Raw genomic sequence first — 22,609 nt, forward strand, 5'->3', positions numbered from 1 at the left:
TTAGTGGGCAACGCGGCCAGCGGCCGACTGCTTGCTGGTGGCTTCAACGGCGAGCTGCACCAGTGCGGCGGCGCCGATGTACATGGCGGCGCTCTGCATGTACGGCAGCAGCCAGTCGCTGTAGTTCTTGGCCCAGCCAGCGAAGGTCGGCTCGGCAACCGAGGCGCTGATCCAGTAGAAGCTGCCCTGGGCGATCAGGTGGCACAGCGCGACCGAGCCGATCACGGTGACGGCCAGCAGGCCCAGCGACTTGAGGTTGGCGCTGCGGTAGTAGCGACGCAGCAGCATGCCGCCGGCCCACATCGCGAAGTAGGCCGGAATCAGCATCCAGTAGGCCGCCGAAACGCAGTAGTGCTGCCAGAAGCTCATGCCCTGGTTGGAGATCACCACCCAGTCAACCACCACTGCCAGCGCCATCAGCAGCGGGAACGCCCAGCGGGTCCAGTTGCGCAGGTAGAAGCCGCCAATGAAGAACACCGCCCACGACGCATCCGGGATCGGCGCGAAATGGTTGATGCGAGTGCCGGCCATCAGCAGCAGGAGCACGGACAGGATGAAGGCGCGTTGGACGTTGGCAGTCATGGTGGCGATTTCCGTTAATCAGACCGCCATTCTAGCCGTAGTGGGGGTGAACCGGCGGTTGCACTGCGGCATGGGGCGGCGACCGGGCGGGTGAACCCCCGTTATCATGGTGGGATGAGCAAGAACCATGACGTAGTGATCGTCGGTGGCGGGCTGGTAGGTGCCAGCCTGGCCATCGCCCTGGACCGGCTTGGGCTGGACGTAGGCCTGGTCGAGGCAACCCCGGGCGGCGCGCTGCCGGCGGTGTTCGACCAGCGCAACCTCAGCTTTGCCGCGGCAACGATCAATGCGCTGACCGCGCTGGGGGTGATGCAGAAGCTCGCCAACCCCGGCGGGCCGATCCGCCGCATCCATGTCAGCCGTGCCGGTGACTTCGGGCGGGTAGTGATGCAGGCCAGCGATTACGGTCGCGACGCTTTTGGCCAGGTGGTGGTGGCACGCGACTTTGGCGAGGCGCTGGAAGCCCGCTTGGGCGAACTGCAGCAGCTGACCCGCTACCGCCCGGCGAAGTTCGTCGGTCTGGGCGCGAGCAGCGAGGGCCGCCGCGAGGTGGTCATTGCCGATGAGGCCGGCGAACAGCGCCTGCAGGCGCGGCTGGTGGTGGGCGCCGATGGCACCCGCAGCGCGGTTCGGCAGGCGCTGGGCATCGATGTCAGCGAACACGACTATCAGCAGACCCTGTTCGTAGCGCGCCTGAGAGCGGCCAAGGCGCCGGATGGCTGCGCCTACGAACGCTTCACCGATACCGGCCCGACCGCGCTGCTGCCGCGTGGCGACCGCCATTACGGCGTGGTCCACGGCGTCGCCCGCGAAGAGGCTGACGCGGTGATGGCACTGGACGATGCGGCGTGGCTGGCACGACTGCAGGACGCCGTGGGCTGGCGCGCAGGGCGGCTGCTGGAAAGCGGCCCGCGCAGCGCCTACCCGCTGATCCAGGTGCTGGCGCAGAAGCTGGTCGGCGAGCGCGCGCTGCTGCTGGGCAATGCCGCGCAGACCATCCACCCGCTGGGTGCACAAGGCTTCAACCTCGGTCTGCGCGATGCGCTGACCCTGGCCGAACTGATTGGCGACGCCGTCCAGGACCCGGGCAGCGAAGCGCTGCTGCAGGCCTATGTGGAGCGACGCGGACCCGACCGCGAGCAGACCCTGGCGTTCTCCGATGGGCTTGCCCGTTTGACCAGCAATGCCACGCCGCTGATCCGGCCGCTGCGCAGCCTGGGTTTTGTTGCCGCGGCGCAGGCCCCTGCGGTGCAGTCCTTCCTGGTTGGCGGCGCGATGGGCTTCCGCGGGCAGGTGCCTGAGTTGTGCAGGAGTGAGGGGCGATGAGCCGGCGCGGACAGTGGGATGCGGTGATCGTCGGCGGTGGCGTGGTTGGTGCGGCCTGCGCATTGGCGCTGGCCGGAGAAGGTCTGCAGGTGGCGATGGTGGAAGGCCGTGAGCCGTCGCCGTGGTCGCCACAGAAGCCGGACCTGCGTGTCTTCGCGTTTGCTGCCGACAATGCCGCGTTGCTGGAATCACTGGGCGTGTGGAAGCAGGTGGATCAGGCCCGCGCCCGTGCCTATCGACGCATGCGGGTATGGGATGCCGCTGGTGGTGGCGACCTGACCTTCGACGCCGACACGCTGGGCCGCCGCGAGCTGGGTTGGATCGTCGAGAACGGCCTGTTGGTTGATCGGCTGTGGGCGGCGCTGCCGGCTGCGGGCGTGCAGCTGTATTGCCCGGCGCGGGTGGAGGCGATGGAGCAGGACGCGCAGGGCGTGCGCCTGCGTCTGGATGACGGTCGCCGCGTCGAAGCCTCGATTGCGATTGCCGCCGATGGCGCCGAATCCACTCTGCGCAGCCTGGCAGGGTTGGATGTCAGCCGACATGACTACGGCCAGCGTGGCGTGGTCGCCTATGTCGACAGCACGCTGCCGAACGAAGACACCGCCTGGCAGCGTTTCCTTGATACCGGCCCGCTGGCGGTGCTGCCATTCGACCGCAACCGCAGCTCCATCGTCTGGACCCTGCCCGATGCCGAGGCCGAGCGCGTGCTGGCCCTGGATGAGGACAGCTTCAACCGCGAGTTGACCAATGCGTTTGCCGGGCGTCTGGGCGAGATGAAACTGGTGTCCGCGCGCGCTGCATTCCCGCTGCGTCGACAGTTGGCAACGGCGTATGTCGCCGGGCGCGTGCTGACCCTGGGAGATGCCGCACACGTGGTGCACCCGCTGGCTGGGCAGGGTGTGAACTTGGGTCTGCGCGATGTGGCCGGTCTGCGTGATCTTGTGCGCGAAGCGAAGCAGCGTCGGCAGGATTGGAGTTCTCCGCACCGCCTGCAACGCTGGGCGCGGACGCGTCGCAGCGAGAACACCGTGGCTGCTTACAGTTTCGATGCGATCAACAAGGTGTTCTCCAATGACGAGATGCACCTGACCTTGGCGCGTGGCGCGCTATTGGGTCTGGCGGGCAGGATGCCGCCACTGATGTCGATGTTCTGGAAGCGCGCCTCAGGCCTTTAGGGCAATGTAGTGCCGAGCCATGCTCGGCAAGAGGCTTTACCAGCAATGCCAGTGTAGTGCCGAGCCATGCTCGGCAAGGGTTTTACCGGTAACGCCCCATGCCGAGCATGGCTCGGCACTACAGGTGATGCCTTAGCGCAACCAGCCTGCCAACTGCTCACGCGACAGTTTGCCGCGGCGGGCTGTATCCAGCGCATTGAACTCATCGGCCAAGGCGGGATTGGCCTGCGCTTCCTCGCGGCTGATGAAGCCGTCGCCATCCACATCCATCGCATCGAAGTCGATGCGGTAATTGCCGATCACGCTGTCTGGCTGGATCGAACGCACGGTGACCTGGGCCTGATCGGTGGGCATCAGGATCTGCGTCGAGTGGGTGACCTTGCCAGTCGCCAACGACTGCTCGCGCACATGCACCGGCGCATCGTTCAACGGCATGCTGACCGCGGGCTCAGGGCGCGGTACCGTCTGCGCGTTGGCGGCGACGGGCAACAGGATGGCAAACGCCAGCGGCAGGGCAGTACGAAGCGCAGACATGGCACGACTCATCGTTGGTGGAAACAGGGCCCGCCACGCGGGTGGCGGCAGTTGTGATGGTAGTGCGCAGCAGCTGAACGGGCGAGCCAATCAGCCCGGAATGAACGGGAAGACCAGTTTCAGCAGGCCTTTCAAGCCACCTTCGGCGGTAGAACTGATCGCCTTCGCGCCCAGGCTGTTGAGCGCGCGCCGCAGATCGACCCAGCGCAGTTGGCTGACGTCCTTCTTCAGCAGGTCGGCGACCTCTTCAGAGGTCGGAGCCAGCTTCTTCAATGCATCCAGGGCGGCCTGCGGATCAGGCTGCAGGTAGTTCCAGCGTTCGGCGATGTTGAGCAGGGTGTCGAAGCGCACCGCAACCACTTCGCGGTTGCGCTCATAGACCGGGATCGCACCGACATCGAGGATGGCCTGCTCGAAACGCTGGGCATCGTCGGGATGCTCGATGCGGATGGCGAGGAAGCCTTCCTTGCGGCTGCGCTCGCTGACGTGTTTTGCCCCGGAGCGCAGGTTGGCCTCGGTCAGCACAGCAGCGACGATGCGCTGCAGGGCGCTGTCGCCTTCTTCGGGTACCAAGGCCCGCCAGCGTGCATAGCCATCGCGACGCAGGCCTTTGACCTTGGCGGGGGTGACCCGCAGTTGCAGCGCGACCGCAGCATTGGAATCGCTGCGATTGATCGCCCCATCGCGTTCGATCAACACGAATATCAGCAGTTCCAGGTCGCGCTTGGTCAACGACTGGAAGCCCTGCATCAGGGTCAGCCGCAGAAACTCATTGCCGAAGCCGGCCGGGTCCTTCAATTCGATGCTGTGCATTGCGGTTCCTCCCATGACATACAGCATGCCTGATATGGATTGCAGCAGCTGAGACTAGCGGCCTCAGGGTTTGGCTGTTACTTGCAAGCCGTATTCACGGCCAGGGCGGTCGGCCTGGAAGGTCTCCACCGCGCCCCGGTCCTGCAGGGTGACGAAAACCTGGCGGCCATCGCTGCCACCGAAGGCAAGATTGCTGGGCTTGCGGCCCTTGAGCGGCACCTCGCGCAGCAATTTGCCTTCAGGCGAGATCACGGCAACCACACCGGCGTCGTAACGGGCGATATAGAGATTGCCATCGGCGTCGCAGCGCATGCCGTCCATGCCGTGCTCGTCGAAGCGGATCAGCAGGCGCTTGTTGCTGATGCTGCCGTCAGTGGCGCGGTCGTAGACCCAGACATTGCGTTGCACGCTTTCATTGACGTACAGGCGCTTACCGTCAGGGCTGACCTCGACGCCATTGGTGGTACCCATGCCGGATTCAAGCAGATGCACGCTGCCGTCTCGGTCGATGCGCCACAGCTGGCCGTCATCGGCCTTGGACCAGTTGGGATCGCTGGCGTAGAGCGTGCCGTCCGGGGCGAGGGCGATGTCGTTGGGCTGGTGGGCATCGGGCAGGTGCGCGAACACGCCGACGTTGGTGGAGCCTGGGGCGACGCGCAGGATGTTGTGGCGCGCGTAGTCGGCGATATACATCGCACCGTCGCGGCCGAAGCGGATGCCGTTGCCGACGCTGCCTTCGGGCAGAGTGAGGAACAGCGTTGCCTTGCCGGTTTCATCAACCCGGCCAATGGTGCCGTCCTTGCCGATGTTGACCACGTACAGCGCGCCATCCGGGCCGGTCGCCGGGCCTTCGATGCCGGTGGTGAAGGTGCCATCGCTGACGTGGTCGCGGGCGATGAAGTTGTCGGCGGCCAGTGCAGTGCTGCTCAGGCTGATGAGCGCGAAGGCGGCGATGCGGGCGCGGGTGATCTGGTGGGCGATGGCGGCGACTTCCGTGTTGGTGGAAGCGCGAGTGTGCCAGAGGCACGGGTTGGAGCGGGATGTGGAACGGCCAAGGTAGTACCGAGCCATGCTCGGCAGAGGCTTTACCAGCGCAACCAAATGTAGTGCCGAGCCATGCTCGGCATAGGCTTTACCGGTAATGCCCATGCCGAGCATGGCTCGGCACTACAGGGGCGCGCAAGCTGCCCTCACCCCAACCCCTCTCCCGTGGACGGGACAGGGCTCTGATCAAAAGCCCTTGGCCCTTGGGGTCACGAATACCGTGATTTCCTCGCGGTCGTGATACAGCTGCTTGGCGCGGATGGTCAGCGGTTTGCCGGCCTTCTCCGCGAACAGATCCAGGCACAGGCGCGTTTCATCCCAGCGCTTCTTCATCGGCAGCTTGAGGTTGAAGATGGTGTGCTTGCACCAGCCTTCGCGCAACCAGGTAGCCATGCGCTCGGCAACGCGGCGCGGCTGCTCGACCATGTCGCAGACCATCCAGTCCAGGCCGATCTCCGGCTGCCAATGGAAGCCATCGGCGCGCAGGTGTTCGACCAGGCCGGTATCCAGTACATGCTGGCGCAGCGGGCCATTGTCGATGCTGCTGACATGCAGGTGCTGGCGGGTCAGTACCCAGGTCCAGCCGCCGGGTGCCGCGCCCAGATCGGCCGCACGCATGCCGGGCACAACCAGGGCTTCGCGTTCTTCCGGCGTAAGCAGGGTCATGAACGCTTCTTCCAGCTTCAAGGCCGAACGCGAGGGTGCATCCGGCAGCAGCTTCAAGCGCGGGATACCCAGCAGCCACGGCGCGCTGTCGCGGGTATCGGAGACGCAGACGAAGGCATGCGTGCCATCAACGAACACCACGTGCAGGCGCGGCAGCTTGCCGTTGGGCTTGTCGGTGAGCAGGCCGCCTTTGCGCAGCGCCGGGCGCAGCGCATTGCCGAAGGCGCGGGCCAGGCCGGCCAGCGGTTTGCCGGCGTCCGAATCGGGGTGCTCGACCCACAGATCACCAAACCGCTGCTGGCCTTCCAGCGCGGCAATGATCGGGGTGATGCGATCGCTTGCATCAAGCTGCGGCAGTTCGGCGAGAATCCGCAGCTTCTGGCGGGCGAAGATCAGCTCGCGCCAGGGCAGGCGCTGGTCCAGCGCTTCGGCCTCGTCGGTGACGAACACCACGTAGCCATGGTTGCGCTGGGTGCGGGCGTAACCGGCAACGCCGGCATGGCCTGCACGGTCGTTCAGTTCGCCGGCCAGTTCCGGTTCAAAGCCTTGGCGGCAGTAGCAGAGCAGGCCGGTCATGGAAATCCTTGGTGTGGAGCGGTTGGGGCTGTCCTTCTCCCACTGGGAGAAGGTGCCCCGCAGGGGCGGATGGGGGTAGGTCGCGGTTCGCTGGCAGACTGCATGAGAACTGCCGGACCCTCACCCCAACCCCTCTCCCGCAGGCGGGAGAGGGGCTTTGAGTATCAGTAGCGTGCGCCGTCGTTCTTGCCGTAGCTGTGCAGTACGGCGCGGGCGTCGTCGCGGTTGATGCCTTGCACGACTTCGATGCCGCGCTTGTTCAGCTCGCCGGCCCAATCTGCAGGCAGCGGGCCTTCATCGAACGGGGTCAGTTCTTCCACGTCGGCAGCGCAGGCGCCGATCAGCAGGCGGTCGATGCCGGCCCAGACGGTGGCGCCATAGCACTGGCAGCAGGGCTGTGAGGACGTAGCCATGGTGATCGGCGACAGCAGCGCGTTCAGGCGCGGGGTGTTGAGCTTCTGCTGGGCCAGCATGTACGCCATGTTTTCGGCATGTGCCAACGAGGTGGCATGCGGCACCACGCGGTTCACCGCGGCGGCGATCACCTTGTGGTCCGGGCCGAACACCACCGCGCCAAACGGGCCGCCACTGGCGTGTTCAACATTCAGCCGCGACAGCTCGATGGCCAGCGCCACCTTGTCCGCATCGCTGGTATAGGCGCGGTCGCAGTCGACGGCGTCGTGGATCCAGACGGGGAGGGTGAGGTGAACCTGGGCGTGCAGCATGATGATGACCGGTGTTGTGGCAAAAAACGGCGGTCAGTTTAGCGGACTGGGGCGGTCGGGCGGGTTTGGGCTCCGGGGCTGTTCAGGTGTTTGGGTTGGCGGAGCATGCTGACGTTGAGCGGAGCCGTGCTCAGCCCCTCCCCTTTGGCGAAGCCAAGGGGGAGGTTGGGAGGGGGTTGGCTTTTGCTTGTGGGTTTTGGGATGACGCAAAAAGCACCCCTCCCCAACCCTCCCCTTGGCCTTCGGCCAAAGGGAGGGGGCCGAAAGGCTTAGAACTCCGCGCCGACCGTCATGAAGATCTGCCGCGGGGCGCTGGCGTGGATGGCGTAGCGGGTGCCGTTGGGGTCGGTCGGGGCGAACGAGCTGAGCTGACCGGCGTAGCGCTTGTTGGTCAGGTTGGTGACGTTCAAGGACACCTTGACGTTCTGCAGGCCCAGGCCGGGGCCGAAGCTGTAACCACCGCCGGCATCGAAGGTGGTCACGCCCGGCACCGACTGGTCGTTGGTATAGGTGTAGTAGCGCTTGCCGGTGTACTTGCCGCGCAGGCTGGCGAACCAGCCATCATGGTTCCAGCTCAGCTCGCTGGATGCCATGCGCTGCGGTGTATCGACGGTGATCTTGCCGGCCACCGGCACGATCGCACCGCCGGAGACGTAATCGTCCTCATAGGTGGTCTTGTTCCAGGACAGCGCGTTGTACCACTGCAGGCCCTGCGTCGGCTTGAGGATGAAGGTCAGCTCCGCGCCCTGGCTCTTCACCGAGCCGACGTTGATGAAGCGGGTGATGCACTCCGGACGTGTGCCGACTTCGATGCTGGTGCAGGGGTTGAGCGAGAGCAGGCGGTTGTCGAACATCACGTGATACGCCGCCAGCGATGCCTGGTACCTGGCACCGAAGCTGCGGAAGCCGGCTTCAAAGGTCTTGGATTTCTCCGGTTCCAATCCTGCGCTGGCGGCAAAGGATTCAGGCGACACCTGCAGCGGGCCGCCGCTGCCACCTCCGACAAAGGCGGCGATGTTCTCTGCATACGAGGCAAACAGCTCGTTGTTGGCATTGAGCTTGAAGCCGAGGCCCAACTGCGGCAGCAGCGATTCCTTGGCGGTCAGCGTGCCGGAGGCGAATTTCTGTTCGGTGCCGGGCTGTGCAGTGGCGCGCATGCGCGTGTTCGGACTCTTGATGCCGACATCCACGGTCAGGCGTTCATCGAGGAAAAGCATGCGGTCCTGCACATAGAACTGGCGGGTGCGGATATCGAAATCCTGGTCGAACAGGCGACGGTCCGGATTCTTGAGGTAGGTGTCGTCTAGGAACGGGCCGTCGATGTAGTAAAAGTTGCGCTCGACGTTGTGGTCGTTCTGCTCGAACCACAGGCCGGCTTCCAGCTCATGGATGCCGACCGTCCACGACAGCGCAGCGGTCAGTCCCTGGCGGTCGATGGTGTAGTTGGTGCTGCGGATCGAGATCGGCAGCATCTTGTCGGTGCCGGGATTGGAAGGCTGGCCCGGCGCCCACCAATGGCCCTGGCCACGGTTGTCGTGATGGTAGGCCAGCAGCTTGAGGTTGAGTCCGTCACCGAGATGCAGGTTGGCATCGAGTGAGTAGAGGTTGTCATCGCGCAAGGCGCGGCTCTGGTAATAGGCATCGTCGATGCTGTTGACGCCGCCGGAGAACGCGCAGCGGTCTGCATCGAAGGTTCCCGGTGCGCAGTACGCGGCAGCGACGGCGCGGTCCCAATCCGGTGCATAGATGTTCCAGTCATAGCCCAGGCCACGCTGCAGCATGCTCTTGGACAGGTAGGCGTAGTTGGCCTGGCTGGCCCGCGAAGTGGCAACGAAGGCGCCGAAACGATGATCGCCCACGTTCCACACTGCCTTGGCGTTGAACTGGCGCGTGGTCTGGTTCTGGTGTGGCGCGGCCCACATGTCGGCGTCCTGGTGCACGCCGGAGACATAGGCGGAGAAGCCATTCAGGTCGCCGGTATCCACGCGCAGATAACCGCGGCGCTGGTTGTCATCGCCGACGGTGACGCTGGCACGGCCGCCGAACACCGTGGATGGATCCTGCGAGAAGTACTGGATTGCCCCGCCCAGGTTGCTGGTCGAAGCCACGCCCAGCGAGCCGATGCCCTGTGACAACTCTGCGCCGCCCAGGTTCTCGGCGATGATGGCGCGGGCGATGCTCAGGCCGTTGTAGTTGCCATAGCTGTTGTCGCCGAGCGGGATGCCATCAAGCGTATAGCCCAAGCGGGTCTTGTCGAAACCGCGCAGGCTGATGGTCTGCGATTCTTCGTTGGCACCGAAGGCATCATTGGACTGCACGGATACACCAGGCAGGCGATCAAGAATCTTCTGGCCGCTGCTGCCCGGCGGCAACACCTGCTTGTCGACTTCGCCGATACGCTGCACCTGGCGGGTCTGGCCTTGGCCGATCACCGAGATGGTATGCAGTGTCTGCGCAGAGGCACCGCTGTCTGCAGCGGCTTCGGCGAAGGCGTGGTTTGTGCACAGGGCGAGGGTGATGGCGAAGCTGAGGCGTTGGAGATTCATTGTCTACCGGGTCCATGGAAAGGCCGGCGTGTACGCCGGTCCAAGGAGCCTGTCGGACGATTGTTAAAGCTCGTTTACGCAGATGCGAAACATTGCTGTTCCACGGTGTTTTGCGCACAGATGCGAGCAGAAGTGCGACGCAGTCGATATGAAATACCAGACGCTCGACAGCAACGGTGCGCAGGCCTCCCAAAAGAAAACGCCGCGACAAAGCGCGGCGTCTGGTGTTGAATCCATCAATCGCAACATCAACCCATGTACAGACCACCGTTGACCGGATAGTCAGCACCGGTGACATAGGCCGCATCATCACTGGCCAGCCACGCGCACAGCGCAGCTACCTCTTCGGGCTTGCCGAGGCGGCGGATCGGTACCGAGGCCGCAAGCCGGTCCAATACATCCGGCGGGAAGCTGCTGATCGCCTGGCTGGCGATGTAGCCCGGTGAAATGGTGTTGACGGTGACACCGCGCGCAGCGACCTCGGCAGCAAGCGCGCGGCTGAAGCCGTGCATCGCAGCCTTGGCCGTTGCGTAGTTGACCTGGCCGATCTGGCCCTTCTGCGCACTGACCGAGCCGATGTTGATGATGCGGCCCCAGTTCTGGTTGGTCATGCCATCGACCACCTGTTTGCTCAGGTTGAACAAGGTGTTGAGGTTGGAGGCGATCACCGCATTCCAATCCTCGGTGCTCATCTGCCGGAACAGCATGTCGCGGCTGCCGCCGGAATTGTTGACCAGCACATCCACTTCGCCCACTTCCGCACGCACCTTGGCGAACGCAGCGGTGGTGGAATCCCAGTCGGCGGCATTGCCTTCGGACACGATGAAGTCGAAGCCGAGTTCGCGCTGCTCGCGGATCCAGTTGGCCTTGCGCGGTGAATCCGGCGCGCAGCCTGCCACCACCGTGTGGCCGGCGCGGGCCAGGGATTGGCAGATGGCAGTGCCTACACTGCCCATGCCACTGGTGACGTAAGCGATACGTAGCGTCATGGTGCTCTCCAATGCGTCAGGTAGGTGCCGCTCAGGCGGCCAGTGGATACAGGGCGAACAGCAGGCTGCCGGCCATCAGGATCATGGAGATCAGCACAGCCCACTTCAGGGTGAACTTCTGGTGGTCAGCGAAGTCGACCTTGGCCAAGCCAACCAAGAGATAGGTCGATGGCACCAGCGGGCTCAACAGATGTACCGGCTGTCCGGCCAGCGAGGCGCGCGCCATTTCCACCGGGGTGATGCCGTAGTGACCCGCCGCTTCGGACAGGATCGGCAGCACGCCGAAATAGAAGGCGTCATTGGACATGAAGAAAGTGAAGGGCATCGATGCCACGGCGGTGATCACCGCCAGGTACGGCCCCCAGGCTTCCGGAATCACCGACAGGAAGCCGCGTGACATCGCCTCGACCATGCCGGTGTTGGACAGGATGCCGGTGAAGATGCCCGCGGCGAAGATCAGCGACACCACCGACAGCACATTGCCTGCATGGTTGACCACGCGGCGGCGCTGCTCGGCCAGGTTCGGGTAGTTGATCACCAGCGCGATGGCGAAGCCCACCATGAACAGCACCGGCATCGGCAGCAGGCCGATCACCAGCGCGGCCATCAGTGCCAGGGTCAGCGCGAAGTTGACCCACAGCAGCTTGGGCCGCTTGGTGTCTTCGGCATCTTCCACCGTCGGCAGTGCATCGCTGTCATCGGAGACGCTGGCGTCCATCCACGAGCCACCCTGCGGCAGGGCAACCACACCGAGGCGACGGCGTTCCTTCATGCCCAGGTACCAGGCCAGTGCAAGAATGCCGGCGCAGGCCAGCACCATCGCCGGAATCAGTGGCACGAACACATCGGCCGGATCCACATGCAGTGCTGTGGCAGCACGCGCGGTCGGGCCGCCCCATGGGGTGAGGTTCATCACGCCACCGGCGAGGATGGTCACGCAGGTCATGCTCAGCGCGTTCATGCCCAGCCGGCGGTACAGCGGCAGCATCGCCGACACGGTGATCATGTAGGTGGTGGAGCCATCGCCATCGAGCGAGATCAGCATCGCCAGCACGGCGGTGCCCATCACGATCTTCAGCGGGTCACCCTTGACGATGCGCAGGATGATGCGCACCAGCGGGTCGAACAGGCCGGCGTCGATCATCACCCCGAAGTAGAGAATGGCGAACATCAGCATCACGCCGGTCGGCGCAATCTTCTTGATGCCGTCGAGCATCATGTCATCGAGGCCGGCACCGAAGCCGCCGATCAGGGCGAACACGATGGGTACGGTAATCAGGGCGACCAGCGGCGACAGTCGTTTGCTCATGATGAGATACATGAACGTCAGGACCATGCCGAAGCCGAGGATGGTCAGCATCATCTGCAGACTCCTTGAAGGGACAGGACGGGGAAGAGGTGTTTAGAAATCGAACTGCAGGCGACCGGTGACCGCGCGGGTGTGGTCCACGGTGGTATCGGTCAGGCGGTTGCGGTTGCGGCTTTCAATCAGGTTGAGCATGAAGCGCAGGTTGTCGCGCAGGTACCAGTTACCGGCCAGGGTCCAGGCTTCAGTGCTGCCGTTGCGCAGGTCGGGTTGGCCATCAAGGTGCTGGTTGCCGCGCATCTGGTCGTAGCGCAGGGCGACTTCAAACGCGCCTGGCTTGTGGCGGATATCCTTGATGCGGGCGAAGCGACCGGTCTTGCGGTCGTAGCTGCGCGACTCGCCGGTGACGAACCAGCTGAGCATGCCGTAGGCCGCCATCACCTCGCCGCGCTGCGCGCCATCGTCGAAGGTGGCGCCGCTGAACTCGCCCTGCCATGACAGCGGGCCGCGCACCTGCGCGTATTCCAGCGACCACTTGTTGACGTCGGTATCGCGACCGGCCGAGAAGTCGACCAGGGTCAGTCGGCTTTCATCGGACAGATGGCCGGCCGGGCGCGGGCGGATGCGCAAGGCAGGAACGCCATTCACGCCGGGGTTGTCATAGGCCTCGCGGGCCAGCGACAGGCCCAGGTGCAGCACGTCGCCAGCGGCCGGGCTCGGCGCCCAGGTGACGCGGCCACCCGCAGCGCGGCCCTTTACCTGCCAGGCATCGATGCTTTCCAGGCTGTAGACGCTTGCCGCCCAGGTCATGTCGCCCGGGTTGGCCTGCCATGAGGCGCCGAGGCGATACAGCGGGGCCAGGCTGGTGCCGGCGTTGCCGCGTTCCAGGAAGCTGCCGTAGTTGGAGCCGGTGCGGTCGTCCAGCGAGTAGTACTGCTTGAACTGGCCCACGGTCAGGCGCCCGGCATCGCCGAAGCTGCGGCTGACGTAGACGTCCTTGGCTTCGGGGCGGTCGCCGGAGAAGTCAGCTTCCAGCTTGTAGTCGACGACGAAGAACTTGCCGGACACATCCAGCCAGGCGCGACGGATCTCGGTGTCGTCCTTGTTCGGGGTACCACGGTGGTCATTGTCGAAGCTGGCGAAATCCAGATGCAGGCGGCCGCCGATGGTGGCTGTGACCGGACCTTCGTCTTCTGCGGCCAGCGCCGGAGCGCCAAGGCATAGCAGGACAGCGGCAGCGAGGCTGCGCTTTTGGAAAACACTCAGTTCCACAAACCCTCCCAGGTGCGCGCCAGGCGCGCGGCAAACATGGGCACCTGCTGGTGCGTGGGCGCAGTCTGGAGGGGACTAGCTGTCATCCGCCTGTCAGGGGTTTGTGCGGCGCAACAATGCGGGGCCGGCACTGCGTCTTTGCGGCTTCCGCGTTAGCATTCGCGCCTTCCCGATACTTTCCACCGCGATGCGCCTGCTGCTGGTTGAAGACAATGCGGATCTGGCCGACGCCATCATTCGTCGCATGCGCCGTAACGGCCACGCGGTGGATTGGCAGGCCGACGGCATGGGCGCGGCCAGCGTGCTGCGCTACCAGAGCTTCGATCTGGTGGTGCTGGATATCGGCCTGCCCAAGCTCGATGGCCTGCGCGTGCTGGCGGGCATGCGCGAGCGCGGCGACAGCACACCGGTGCTGATGCTGACCGCCCGCGATGGCATCGAGGATCGCGTGCAGGCGCTGGATGTTGGCGCAGACGACTATCTGGGCAAGCCCTTCGATTTCCGCGAATTCGAAGCCCGTTGCCGGGTGTTGCTGCGTCGCGGCCGTGGCCAGGCCAGCGAAGTGGTGCAGATCGGCAGCTTCCAGTTCGACAATGCCGCGCACCGGGTCAGCCTGGATGGCGAGGTGATCGAACTGCCGAACCGCGAGTTCCGCCTGCTGGAGATCCTGGTCGGCCGGCTCGGGCAGGTCGTCGGCAAGGATGAGATCGGCAAGGGATTGTTCGGTTTCGACGACGAAGCTGGACCCAATGCCATCGAGCTGTATATCGGGCGGCTGCGCAAGAAACTGGTGGCCGCACCAGTGCGCATCACCACCGTGCGTGGCGTGGGCTACATGCTGGAAGCCAGCGACGGCGGTACCGATGGCGACGGCTGAGGTCCGTACTTCCGGTTCATTGCGGCGCACCTTGATGCTGTACCTGGGCGCGTTGCTGGCGGTATTCGCGGTGGCCTTGCTGTTCGCCGCGCGCGACTACGGGCAGCGTGCGGCGAATCGCTCCTACGACCATCTGCTGGTGTCTTCGGCGCTGTCCATCGCCGATTCGGTGGCATTGGTGGATGGGCAATGGCAGGTGGATCTGCCATATGCGGCCCTGGACCTGCTGTCGATGGCGGAAGAAGACCGCGTGTTCTACCGCGTGGCCGATAGTCGTGGTCGCACCATCACCGGCTACGAGGATCTTCCCCAGGCACCGCGCAGGAGTGGCAGCCAGCCGCAGCTGTTCGATGCCGAGTACAGCGGTGAGAAGGTGCGCTTCGTGGTGGTCAAGCGCAGCTTCGCCGCCGCTTCTGCGCAGGGTGAAGTGCAGGTGCAGGTGGGGCAGACCCGTCGCGCCCGCGCCGAGCTGGCGCAGGAGATGGTCAACCGCGCGCTGATCGCGATCGGCGTGTTGTCGGCCTTGTTGCTGGCGCTGGTCGCCTTCGGTGTGCACCGCGCATTCCGCCCGCTGGTGCGCCTGGAGCGCGAGCTGTCGCGGCGTGAACCCTCCGACCTGAAACCGCTGGATTCGCATGTGCCGCGCGAGATGAACCAGATGGTTGCTGCCTTGAACCGCTTCATGGAGCGCCTGTCCAGCAGCAACGAAACCCTGCGTGCGTTCATGGCCGAAGCCGCGCACCAGATGCGTACGCCGCTGGCGGCATTGCGCGCGCAGGCACAGTTGGCACTGGATGAAGAAGAGCCCGAGGACATGCAGCGCAGCCTGCGTGCGATCGAGCGCAACGCCACCCATATGAGCCGCCTGCTGAACCAGCTGCTCAGCGATGCCAGCGTCATCCATCGCTCCAACCTGCAGCGCTTCGCGCCGCTGGATCTTGTTGAAACCGTGCATCAGGCTTTGCATGAAGCACTACCGCAGGCAGGCCCGGCACCACGTGTGCAGCTGGCGATCACCACCGGTGCGGTGCAGGTCAATGGCGACGCCTTGCTGCTGCGCGAGGCGATCAAGAACCTGATCGACAACGCGATGAAATACGGTGGCGATGGCCCGCTGCAGATCGCGCTGACCGTGCAGGACACGCAGGCGGTATTGACCATTGCCGACCACGGCCCCGGGATCAGTGCCGCTGATGCCGAACGCGTGTTCGAGCGCTTCGGGCGCGGTGAGAACGCGCCTGCCGGTGGCGCCGGCCTGGGCTTGGCCATCGTCAAGCGCGTGGTTGAAAGCCATGGCGGCAGCATCGACCTGAGCAATCGGCCCGAAGGCGGTCTGGTCGCCACCATCCATCTGCCAAGGCATGCCGCATGAGCCGCTTGTTGATCCTGTTGTTTGGGCTGCTGTTGGCGCCATCTCTGATCGCCGCACCAGGCGATGTTCAGCGCTTCCCTGCGCAGGGCGTTGCGACCGAACAGCTGCGCATCCATGGCACCACGGATATCGAAGTGTTCGCGGTGGTGATCGCCGACTACCAGCGCCTGCATCCGGGCACCGAAGTCGTTTATGAAGACATCATCACCCAGGACCTGTACGCGCGTTTCCTGCGTGATCGCAACACGGCGAACGCACCGGATCTGCTGATTTCCAGCGGCATGGACCTGCAGACCAAGCTGGTCAACGATGGCCACGCATTGCCGCACCGTTCGCCGCAGACCGAAGCCGTGCCTTCCTGGGCGAAGTGGCGCAATGAAGCCTTCGGCATCAGCTACGAACCGGTGGCGATGGTCTACAACACGCGTGCTTTGCCAGCGGCGAAAGTACCGCACACGCGTCGCCAACTGCTGGATCTGCTGCGTGCCGAAGGTGCACCGCTGCGCGGCAAGGTCGGCACCTACGATATCGAGCGCAGCAGTGTCGGCTATCTGCTGGCGACGCAGGATGCACAGCGCGGCAGCATCGCCGGTGCCTTGCTCGGCGCATTGGGCGACAACGGTGTGGTACGTGAAGAACGCACCGGCGTGCTGTTGGACCAGGTCAGCAGCGGCAAGCTGTCGCTGGTCTACAACGTATTGGGCTCCTACGCGCAGGCGCGCATCGATGCTGGTGCGCCCCTGGGCATCGTCGAGCCGGAGGACTACACCCTGGTGGTGTTGCGCACGGCGGTGATTCCGCGCAACAGCCCGCACCCGGCCGAGGGCAAACGCTTCCTCGACTACCTGTTGTCGGCGCGCGGCCAGCAGGTGTTGTCGCGCGAGGCGCGCTTGATGCCGATCATCCGCAACGGCGGTGGTGACAGCGATCCAGGCCAGAACCGGCGGCCGATCCAGCTTGGGCCGGGGCTGCTGGTTTACCTGGATGCGCTAAAGCGCCGCCAGTTCCTCGATGCCTGGCGCAGCAGCGTGGAGCCCAAGCCGCGCTGAGCGCGACTCAGCGTGCCGGTGCGGGATTCTCTGTCATTGGTTGGCGCAGCGGATTGCTGCTGTCGGTCGAGGCGCACTGGCCTTTGACGCAACTACAGCCCTGGATCTCGGTGAAACCACAGACACTCATCATGCCCTTGGCCTGGCAGCTGGCTTGTACGCCGGCCGGGTCGGTGGGGCTGTTGACGTTGACGCAGGCCGGGTACTGACCGCAGCAGTTGCCGACGTTCTTCACCGTGCAATCGGCATCGACCTTGCAGCTGCTGTCGACCACGACGGGCGTGGCGGCAGGTTTGGCGGGTGTTGATGGTTCGCTGGCAGCGACTGGCGCGGGCGCTTGCGAGGTGACCGGCGCAGTGGCGGCCGGTGAGCTGCAGGCGGTGATCGCAAGCAGCAGGCAGAGCAGCAGTGACAGACGGAACATGGGCGAATCCTGTTCTGGGCACGCGGCCATGGTAGCCGCGTCCCATGTGAGCAGGGGGTTACCGGGCTGTCAGCCGGCAACCCCACCCATCCCGATCAGGCCGACCAGGTATCACGCAGGGTCACGCTGCGGTTGAACACCGGCTTGGCCGGCGTGTGGTCGCGGCGATCGGCGACGAAGTAGCCGGTGCGCTCGAACTGGTAGCTCTGTTCCGGTGCGGCCAGGGCTGCGGCCGGTTCGACGTAGCCGGTGACGACCTTGCGTGATTCCGGGTTCAGGTAATCGCGGTAGGTCTTGCCGTCGGATTCATCGTCCGGGTTGGCCACCGAGAACAGGCGGTCGTACAGGCGCACTTCGGCTTCCACCGCGTGCTGGGCGCTGACCCAATGGATGGTGCCCTTGATCTTGCGGTTGGCGCCTTCCATGCCAGGACGCGATTCCGGGTCCAGCCAGCCGCGCAGCTCGACGATCTCGCCGGCGTCGTTCTTGATCACTTCATCGACGCGGGCGATGCCAGCACCACGCAGGCGCACTTCGCCGCCTGGTACCAGGCGCTTCCAACCCTTCGGCGGCACTTCGGCGAAGTCTTCGCGCTCGATCCACAGCTCACGCGAGAACGGCACGGCGCGGCTGCCAAAGCTTTCGTCCTTCGGGTGGTTGCTGAAGCTGAGCGATTCCTCGTGGCCTTCCGGCAGATTGGTCAGCACCAGCTTGAGCGGATCGATCACCGCCATGCGGCGTGCGGCGGCGCTGTCCAGATCTTCGCGCAGGGCGCCTTCCAGCACGCTGAAATCGATCAGCGAGTTCTGCTTGGAAATACCCACGCGCTCGGCGAACAGGCGCATCGCCGCCGGGGTGTAACCACGACGACGCAGGCCCTGCAGGGTCGGCATGCGCGGGTCTTCCCAGCCATCGACCAGGTTTTCGGTGACCAGCGCCATCAGCTTGCGCTTGCTCATCACCGTGTAGTTGATGTTCAGGCGCGAGAACTCGATCTGGCGCGGCTTGGCGGCTTCACGCGGCAGGCCCTTGTCGACCAGCGGCTGGGTCAGCGCGTTGTCGTGGGCGTAGTCGACGTTGTCCACGCACCAGTCGTACAGCGGACGGTGGTCTTCGAATTCCAGCGTGCACAGCGAGTGGGTGATGCCTTCCAGCGAATCGCCCAGCGCATGCGCGAAGTCATACATCGGGTAGATCGGCCAGGCATTGCCGGTGTTCTGGTGCTCGACGTGCTTGATGCGGTAGATCGCCGGGTCGCGCAGGTTGATGTTGCCGCTGGCCATGTCGATCTTGGCGCGCACGGTGCGGGCGCCATCGGCGAACTCACCGGCACGCATGCGCGCGAACAGGTCCAGGTTTTCCTCGACGCTGCGCTCGCGGTACGGTGAGGGGCGGCCCGGCTCGGTCAGCGAGCCGCGGTAGGCGCGCACTTCGTCGGCCGACAGGTCGCAGACATAGGCCTTGCCGTCGCGGATCAGCTTCTGTGCGGCCAGGTAATAGGCGTCGAAGTAGTCCGAGGCGTGGCGCAGCTCGTTCCATTCGAAGCCCAGCCAGCGCACGTCGTCCTGGATGGCCTGCACGTATTCCGGGTCTTCCTTGGCCGGGTTGGTGTCATCGAAGCGCAGGTTGCAGACGCCGCCGAACTCGCCGGCGATGCCGAAGTTCAGGCAGATCGACTTGGCATGGCCGATGTGCAGGTAGCCATTGGGCTCGGGCGGGAAGCGGGTCTTGATGGCCGTGTGCTTGCCGCTGGACAGGTCCTCACGGACGATCTGACGGATGAAATCGCGCTTTTCGGGAGCGTTTTCCGGCGTGGCGGCGACAGCAGGCGTGTTCTCGGACATGGGGGACGCAGTGTATTGAAGTAAACCGCAAGTTTAGCCGAGCCGGGCGCAGGTTGCCGGGACGGGGCTATGCTGGGGCCTCCCGCCCCGTGGATTGGCACTGATGGACCGCCCCGTTCTGGTGATAGGCAACAAGAACTACTCGTCCTGGTCGCTACGCCCATGGCTGCTGCTGCGCCATTTCGGGGTGGATTTCGACGAAGTACGGTTGGCCCTGGATACACCGGGCTTTGCCAGCGAAGTGCTGCAGCATTCGCCCACCGGCAAGGTGCCGGCGCTGCGTGATGGCGCGCTGCAGGTCTGGGATTCGCTGGCCATCTGCGAGTACGCCAACGAGCGCTGGCTGGGCGGACGCGGCTGGCCGGCAGACCTGGCGCAACGCGCGGTGGCGCGGGCTGCCGCGGCGGAAATGCATTCAGGTTTCACTGCGCTGCGCAGCCAGCTGCCGATGAACAGCCGCCGCCAGCCCGATGGCTACCGCTGGGACGCCGCCGCCCAGGCCGACATCAATCGCATCCGCGCGCTGTGGAGCGAGCTGCGCCGGCAGTACGGCGCGGACGGCGAGTTCCTGTTTGGCCAGTTCGGCATCGTCGATGCGATGTTCGCGCCGGTAGCGGTACGCTTCGACGGCTATGGCGTGGCTGCGGAAGGCGTTGCCGGCGAGTACCTGCAGGCGCTGTTGGCACTGCCTGCGCTGCACGAGTGGCGCCAGGCCGGTGCAGCGGAAATCGAGCATGTCGCGGCCACTGATGACCTGCGCCAGCCGGTTTGAACGGAGAATCAAATGCAGCTGATCTACCAGAGCAACAACCTGTTCGACGCGCATCTGGTCAAGCATGCGCTGGAGGACGCGGGCATCCCGGCCTTCGTGTTCGGCGAGTCCTTGCTGGGCGCGGGCGGCGAGCTGCCCTTGTTTGGCGTGCTGCGGGTCTGCGTGCCGGATTCGGCCAAGCCCGAGGCCGAGGACATCGTCGCTGCGCTGGGCTTGGACGATGGCCCAGCCGACCCCATCTTGGATGACGATGAAGCGCCGGGATTCCTCCCGGCCTGAGGAGCTGACATGTTGGGAATCGGCCAGGGAATACTGGGTATCGGCGCGTTCAAGCAGCGCCTGCCGCGCCCGGAAGAAGCACTGCCGGGGCGGGACACGCCACTGCCGCTGCACAACCAGCATTTCGTCAACGGCCAGCCCTTGCAGGCTGATTTCGACGGATTGCAGGTGCTGGACGTGGGCCTGGGCTGTTTCTGGGGCGCCGAGCGCAAGTTCTGGCAGCTGCCGGGCGTGGTGACCACGGCGGTGGGCTACCAGGGCGGTGTCACCCCGAACCCGACCTATGAAGAAGCCTGTTCCGGCCTTACCGGCCACACCGAGGTGGTGCGGGTGGTGTTTGATCCGGCGCAGGTGACGCTGGAAACCGTGCTGCGCACCTTCTGGGAGAACCACGATCCTACCCAGGGCATGCGCCAGGGCAACGACACCGGCACCCAGTACCGTTCGGCGATCTACTGCCATACGCAGGAACAGTACGACGCAGCGCTTGCCAGCCGTGCGGCCTACCAGCAGCAGCTGACTGCCTCTGGTTTCGGTGAGATCACCACCGAGATCCTGTTCCCGGCACCGCCGTTCTATTACGCCGAGGACTACCACCAGCAGTATCTGGCGAAGAATCCGAACGGATACTGCGGCATTGGCGGAACCGGCGTGAGCTGCCCGATTGGTCTGGATGTCTGAGCCGTGAGTGCCACACCGCGCCGTCTGCTGGTGGTGTGGCACAGCTTTACCGGCGCTACTGCGGCGATGGTGGAAGCATTGCTGCAGGGTGCACGCGAGAGTACCGGTGATGCGGTGCAGGTGATTGCCTTGCGCGCTGCGGATGCCGGTGCGGACGATGTGCTTGCCGCCGATGCGGTGGTGTTCGCCACGCCGGAGACATTGGCCTCGATGAGCGGGGCGATGAAGGATTTATTTGATCGCAGTTATTACCCGCTGTTGGGGCGCTGTGAGGGCAAGCCGTATGCACTGCTGGTATGTGCAGGCTCGGATGGTCAGCCGACGATTGCACAGTTGCGCAGGGTGGCTTTGGGGCTGCGCTTGAAAGAAGTGGCCGAGCCGGTGCTGGTGTGTACGCAGGCACAGACGGCGGAGGCGATTGTTGCTGGGAAGAAATTGCCTGAGCTGCAGTTGGCGCGAGGCCGAGAGCTGGGCGCGCTGCTCGCAGCAGGGCTGGAGCTCGGCGTTTTTTGATTTTGATTAAGCCCCTCTCCCGCATGCGGGAGAGGGGTTGGGGTGAGGGCGCTCTTAAAGCACGTGGAGCAAAAGCTTTTAAAGCTCGAAAAGCTTCCCCTCATCCGCCCCTTCGGGGCACCTCGCTCCGCGCCCCGGCCCCGCGTAGCACGCGGGGCGTACGAACAGTCACGAGCCTTTGGCTCGTAAGCGCCTGTTCTTAACCCCGCAAGCGGGAGAAGGGAGATATCAAGCACTACGTTTGTCGGCCCCAGCTCCGCTCAGCCGCCCAACTCATCCGCAATCCGCTGACGCAAGGTCTGCAGATCCTTCGCAAACGCATCAATACCAGTAGCCAGCTTCTCCGTAGCCATCGGATCAGCCGCCATATCCGCATCAAACTTCGCTTCATCAATCGCAGCGATGTTCACCGCTTCAGCAGCACCGGCCACCAGCTTGCGCGGCAGCTCGCCGAAGTCAGCATCCAGCTTCTCCAGCAGATCCGGCGAGATGGTCAGGCGATCACAACCGGCCAGCGCTTCAATCTGCGCGGTCGAGCGGAACGAGGCGCCCATGACAACGGTGTTGGAACCGCGACGCTTGAACTCGGCAAACACGCCGCGCACGAACACCACGCCCGGGTCTTCGTCGATGCTGGCCGGGGTCTGGCCGTTGGCCACGTACCAATCCAGGATGCGGCCGACGAACGGCGAGATCAGGAAGGAACCGGCTTCCGAGCAGGCCAGGGCCTGGGTCGGGTTGAAGATCAGGGTCAGGTTGCAGTCGATGCCCTCGGCCTGCAGCACGCGGGCGGCTTCGACGCCGGCCCAGGTCGCGGCGATCTTGATCAGCACCTTGCTGCGCGGCACGCCGGCCGCTTCGTACATGGCGATGAACTCGCGCGCCTTGGCGACGGTAGCCTCGGTGTTGTGGGCCTGGTCGGCATCCACTTCGGTGGAGACACGGCCCGGCACCAGCTCGGCCAGCATGGTGCCGACGCCGACGGTCAGGCGATCGACCACGGCATTGGCGATGGCCTGCTTGTCACCGGATTGGGCACGGCCCCACTGCAGCTCGCGCTCGATCAGGCCGGCATAGACCGGCAGGTCGAGGGCTTTCTTCACCAGCGTCGGGTTGGTGGTGCAGTCGACCGGGCGCAGGCGCTTGATGGCGTCGTAATCGCCGGTATCGGCGACGACGACGGACAGTTCACGCAGCTGGGCGAGCTTGGAGGGGGCCTGGGACATCATGGTTTCCTGTTGCAG

The 22,609-nt window shown here is 64.8% G+C and carries 22 protein-coding genes; 9 read left to right on the top strand and 13 right to left on the bottom strand.

What is annotated here, in order from left to right; genetic code table 11:
- Entirely contained in the window at positions 1 to 582 is a 582-nt protein-coding gene (locus Q5Z11_RS04765; protein ID WP_303748964.1) for a hypothetical protein, read from the bottom strand.
- A gap of 114 nt (positions 583 to 696) precedes the next feature.
- Here Q5Z11_RS04765 and ubiH point away from each other — a divergent pair, with 114 nt between their 5' ends.
- Together ubiH and Q5Z11_RS04775 are read left to right on the top strand one after the other, a co-directional pair.
- Positions 697 to 1,908 (top strand): 2-octaprenyl-6-methoxyphenyl hydroxylase, encoded by a 1,212-nt coding sequence (gene ubiH / locus Q5Z11_RS04770; RefSeq protein ID WP_303748965.1) that lies wholly within the window; start codon positions 697 to 699, stop codon positions 1,906 to 1,908.
- Positions 1,905 to 3,083: a UbiH/UbiF family hydroxylase gene (locus tag Q5Z11_RS04775; protein WP_303748966.1), complete on the top strand. Its 1,179-nt coding sequence runs from the start codon at positions 1,905 to 1,907 to the stop codon at positions 3,081 to 3,083. Before ubiH ends, Q5Z11_RS04775 begins: the two co-directional genes overlap by 4 nt.
- Positions 3,084 to 3,215: 132 nt before the next feature.
- Here the strand turns inward: Q5Z11_RS04775 and Q5Z11_RS04780 are convergent, their stop codons facing one another.
- The 9 genes from Q5Z11_RS04780 to Q5Z11_RS04820 all read right to left on the bottom strand — a co-directional run bounded on the left by Q5Z11_RS04780 (position 3,216) and on the right by Q5Z11_RS04820 (position 13,554).
- The gene (locus Q5Z11_RS04780; RefSeq protein ID WP_303748967.1) at positions 3,216 to 3,617 is read right to left on the bottom strand and encodes an EF-hand domain-containing protein; all 402 of its coding nucleotides are present in this window, start codon (positions 3,615 to 3,617) and stop codon (positions 3,216 to 3,218) included.
- 90 nt (positions 3,618 to 3,707) lie between these two features.
- Entirely contained in the window at positions 3,708 to 4,430 is a 723-nt protein-coding gene (locus Q5Z11_RS04785) for a hypothetical protein (protein WP_303748968.1), read from the bottom strand.
- 63 nt (positions 4,431 to 4,493) lie between these two features.
- A complete protein-coding gene (locus Q5Z11_RS04790) occupies positions 4,494 to 5,501 on the bottom strand; it encodes an SMP-30/gluconolactonase/LRE family protein (RefSeq protein WP_303748969.1) in 1,008 nt (335 codons plus the stop codon).
- Positions 5,502 to 5,660: 159 nt separating this feature from the next.
- Positions 5,661 to 6,716 carry a 23S rRNA (cytidine(2498)-2'-O)-methyltransferase RlmM gene (gene rlmM / locus Q5Z11_RS04795; RefSeq protein WP_303748970.1) on the bottom strand — a complete coding sequence of 352 codons (1,056 nt, stop codon included), beginning with the start codon at positions 6,714 to 6,716 and terminating at the stop codon, positions 5,661 to 5,663.
- Positions 6,717 to 6,880: 164 nt separating this feature from the next.
- Positions 6,881 to 7,441, bottom strand: a complete 561-nt coding sequence (locus Q5Z11_RS04800) for a nucleoside deaminase (RefSeq protein WP_303748971.1) — start codon at positions 7,439 to 7,441, stop codon at positions 6,881 to 6,883.
- A 269-nt stretch (positions 7,442 to 7,710) separates the two neighbouring features.
- Positions 7,711 to 9,987, bottom strand: a complete 2,277-nt coding sequence (locus Q5Z11_RS04805) for a TonB-dependent receptor (protein WP_303748972.1) — start codon at positions 9,985 to 9,987, stop codon at positions 7,711 to 7,713.
- A gap of 248 nt (positions 9,988 to 10,235) precedes the next feature.
- The gene (phbB, locus tag Q5Z11_RS04810) at positions 10,236 to 10,976 is read right to left on the bottom strand and encodes an acetoacetyl-CoA reductase (protein WP_282271691.1); all 741 of its coding nucleotides are present in this window, start codon (positions 10,974 to 10,976) and stop codon (positions 10,236 to 10,238) included.
- A gap of 31 nt (positions 10,977 to 11,007) precedes the next feature.
- Positions 11,008 to 12,336: a CitMHS family transporter gene (locus Q5Z11_RS04815; RefSeq protein ID WP_303749972.1), complete on the bottom strand. Its 1,329-nt coding sequence runs from the start codon at positions 12,334 to 12,336 to the stop codon at positions 11,008 to 11,010.
- 42 nt (positions 12,337 to 12,378) lie between these two features.
- Positions 12,379 to 13,554, bottom strand: coding sequence for an OprO/OprP family phosphate-selective porin (locus Q5Z11_RS04820; RefSeq protein ID WP_303748973.1), 1,176 nt, complete (start codon positions 13,552 to 13,554; stop codon positions 12,379 to 12,381).
- 187 nt (positions 13,555 to 13,741) lie between these two features.
- On the opposite strand from Q5Z11_RS04820, the gene Q5Z11_RS04825 reads away from it, so the two are divergent.
- Genes Q5Z11_RS04825 through Q5Z11_RS04835 form a run of 3 tightly spaced genes read left to right on the top strand, consistent with a single transcriptional unit; the run spans position 13,742 to position 16,852 of the window.
- On the top strand, positions 13,742 to 14,431 hold the full coding sequence (locus Q5Z11_RS04825) for a response regulator transcription factor (protein ID WP_303748974.1): 690 nt from the start codon (positions 13,742 to 13,744) through the stop codon (positions 14,429 to 14,431).
- The gene (locus tag Q5Z11_RS04830; protein WP_303748975.1) at positions 14,418 to 15,803 is read left to right on the top strand and encodes a sensor histidine kinase; all 1,386 of its coding nucleotides are present in this window, start codon (positions 14,418 to 14,420) and stop codon (positions 15,801 to 15,803) included. Before Q5Z11_RS04825 ends, Q5Z11_RS04830 begins: the two co-directional genes overlap by 14 nt.
- Positions 15,800 to 16,852 carry an ABC transporter substrate-binding protein gene (locus tag Q5Z11_RS04835; RefSeq protein ID WP_303748976.1) on the top strand — a complete coding sequence of 351 codons (1,053 nt, stop codon included), beginning with the start codon at positions 15,800 to 15,802 and terminating at the stop codon, positions 16,850 to 16,852. Before Q5Z11_RS04830 ends, Q5Z11_RS04835 begins: the two co-directional genes overlap by 4 nt.
- Positions 16,853 to 16,859: 7 nt before the next feature.
- Here Q5Z11_RS04835 and Q5Z11_RS04840 read toward each other — a convergent pair whose 3' ends face one another.
- Together Q5Z11_RS04840 and Q5Z11_RS04845 are read right to left on the bottom strand one after the other, a co-directional pair.
- Positions 16,860 to 17,276 (bottom strand): hypothetical protein, encoded by a 417-nt coding sequence (locus tag Q5Z11_RS04840; RefSeq protein ID WP_303748977.1) that lies wholly within the window; start codon positions 17,274 to 17,276, stop codon positions 16,860 to 16,862.
- 95 nt (positions 17,277 to 17,371) lie between these two features.
- Entirely contained in the window at positions 17,372 to 19,120 is a 1,749-nt protein-coding gene (locus tag Q5Z11_RS04845) for a glutamine--tRNA ligase/YqeY domain fusion protein (protein WP_303748978.1), read from the bottom strand.
- 103 nt (positions 19,121 to 19,223) lie between these two features.
- Here Q5Z11_RS04845 and Q5Z11_RS04850 point away from each other — a divergent pair, with 103 nt between their 5' ends.
- Genes Q5Z11_RS04850 through Q5Z11_RS04865 form a run of 4 tightly spaced genes read left to right on the top strand, consistent with a single transcriptional unit; the run spans position 19,224 to position 21,365 of the window.
- Positions 19,224 to 19,892, top strand: coding sequence for a glutathione S-transferase family protein (locus tag Q5Z11_RS04850; RefSeq protein ID WP_303748979.1), 669 nt, complete (start codon positions 19,224 to 19,226; stop codon positions 19,890 to 19,892).
- A 12-nt stretch (positions 19,893 to 19,904) separates the two neighbouring features.
- Positions 19,905 to 20,171: a putative signal transducing protein gene (locus Q5Z11_RS04855; RefSeq protein ID WP_303748980.1), complete on the top strand. Its 267-nt coding sequence runs from the start codon at positions 19,905 to 19,907 to the stop codon at positions 20,169 to 20,171.
- A gap of 30 nt (positions 20,172 to 20,201) precedes the next feature.
- Positions 20,202 to 20,852 (top strand): peptide-methionine (S)-S-oxide reductase MsrA, encoded by a 651-nt coding sequence (gene msrA, locus Q5Z11_RS04860; protein ID WP_296247251.1) that lies wholly within the window; start codon positions 20,202 to 20,204, stop codon positions 20,850 to 20,852.
- A gap of 3 nt (positions 20,853 to 20,855) precedes the next feature.
- Positions 20,856 to 21,365 carry a flavodoxin family protein gene (locus Q5Z11_RS04865; protein WP_303748981.1) on the top strand — a complete coding sequence of 170 codons (510 nt, stop codon included), beginning with the start codon at positions 20,856 to 20,858 and terminating at the stop codon, positions 21,363 to 21,365.
- 260 nt (positions 21,366 to 21,625) lie between these two features.
- Here Q5Z11_RS04865 and Q5Z11_RS04870 read toward each other — a convergent pair whose 3' ends face one another.
- On the bottom strand, positions 21,626 to 22,594 hold the full coding sequence (locus Q5Z11_RS04870) for a transaldolase (RefSeq protein ID WP_303748982.1): 969 nt from the start codon (positions 22,592 to 22,594) through the stop codon (positions 21,626 to 21,628).
- Positions 22,595 to 22,609: the final 15 nt, after the last annotated feature.

Source organism: Stenotrophomonas sp. 610A2 (genome assembly GCF_030549615.1).
GTDB classification, from domain to species: Bacteria; Pseudomonadota; Gammaproteobacteria; order Xanthomonadales; family Xanthomonadaceae; genus Stenotrophomonas; species Stenotrophomonas pigmentata.

Coding starts and splice junctions, on each gene's coding strand:
- Q5Z11_RS04765 (WP_303748964.1), bottom strand. CDS start 582: ATGACTGCCAACGTCCAACGCGCCTTCATCCTGTCCGTGCTCCTGCTG.
- ubiH (WP_303748965.1), top strand. CDS start 697: ATGAGCAAGAACCATGACGTAGTGATCGTCGGTGGCGGGCTGGTAGGT.
- Q5Z11_RS04775 (WP_303748966.1), top strand. CDS start 1,905: ATGAGCCGGCGCGGACAGTGGGATGCGGTGATCGTCGGCGGTGGCGTG.
- Q5Z11_RS04780 (WP_303748967.1), bottom strand. CDS start 3,617: ATGTCTGCGCTTCGTACTGCCCTGCCGCTGGCGTTTGCCATCCTGTTG.
- Q5Z11_RS04785 (WP_303748968.1), bottom strand. CDS start 4,430: ATGCACAGCATCGAATTGAAGGACCCGGCCGGCTTCGGCAATGAGTTT.
- Q5Z11_RS04790 (WP_303748969.1), bottom strand. CDS start 5,501: ATGGCTCGGTACTACCTTGGCCGTTCCACATCCCGCTCCAACCCGTGC.
- rlmM (WP_303748970.1), bottom strand. CDS start 6,716: ATGACCGGCCTGCTCTGCTACTGCCGCCAAGGCTTTGAACCGGAACTG.
- Q5Z11_RS04800 (WP_303748971.1), bottom strand. CDS start 7,441: ATGCTGCACGCCCAGGTTCACCTCACCCTCCCCGTCTGGATCCACGAC.
- Q5Z11_RS04805 (WP_303748972.1), bottom strand. CDS start 9,987: ATGAATCTCCAACGCCTCAGCTTCGCCATCACCCTCGCCCTGTGCACA.
- phbB (WP_282271691.1), bottom strand. CDS start 10,976: ATGACGCTACGTATCGCTTACGTCACCAGTGGCATGGGCAGTGTAGGC.
- Q5Z11_RS04815 (WP_303749972.1), bottom strand. CDS start 12,336: ATGCTGACCATCCTCGGCTTCGGCATGGTCCTGACGTTCATGTATCTC.
- Q5Z11_RS04825 (WP_303748974.1), top strand. CDS start 13,742: ATGCGCCTGCTGCTGGTTGAAGACAATGCGGATCTGGCCGACGCCATC.
- Q5Z11_RS04830 (WP_303748975.1), top strand. CDS start 14,418: ATGGCGACGGCTGAGGTCCGTACTTCCGGTTCATTGCGGCGCACCTTG.
- Q5Z11_RS04835 (WP_303748976.1), top strand. CDS start 15,800: ATGAGCCGCTTGTTGATCCTGTTGTTTGGGCTGCTGTTGGCGCCATCT.
- Q5Z11_RS04840 (WP_303748977.1), bottom strand. CDS start 17,276: ATGTTCCGTCTGTCACTGCTGCTCTGCCTGCTGCTTGCGATCACCGCC.
- Q5Z11_RS04845 (WP_303748978.1), bottom strand. CDS start 19,120: ATGTCCGAGAACACGCCTGCTGTCGCCGCCACGCCGGAAAACGCTCCC.
- Q5Z11_RS04850 (WP_303748979.1), top strand. CDS start 19,224: ATGGACCGCCCCGTTCTGGTGATAGGCAACAAGAACTACTCGTCCTGG.
- Q5Z11_RS04855 (WP_303748980.1), top strand. CDS start 19,905: ATGCAGCTGATCTACCAGAGCAACAACCTGTTCGACGCGCATCTGGTC.
- Q5Z11_RS04870 (WP_303748982.1), bottom strand. CDS start 22,594: ATGATGTCCCAGGCCCCCTCCAAGCTCGCCCAGCTGCGTGAACTGTCC.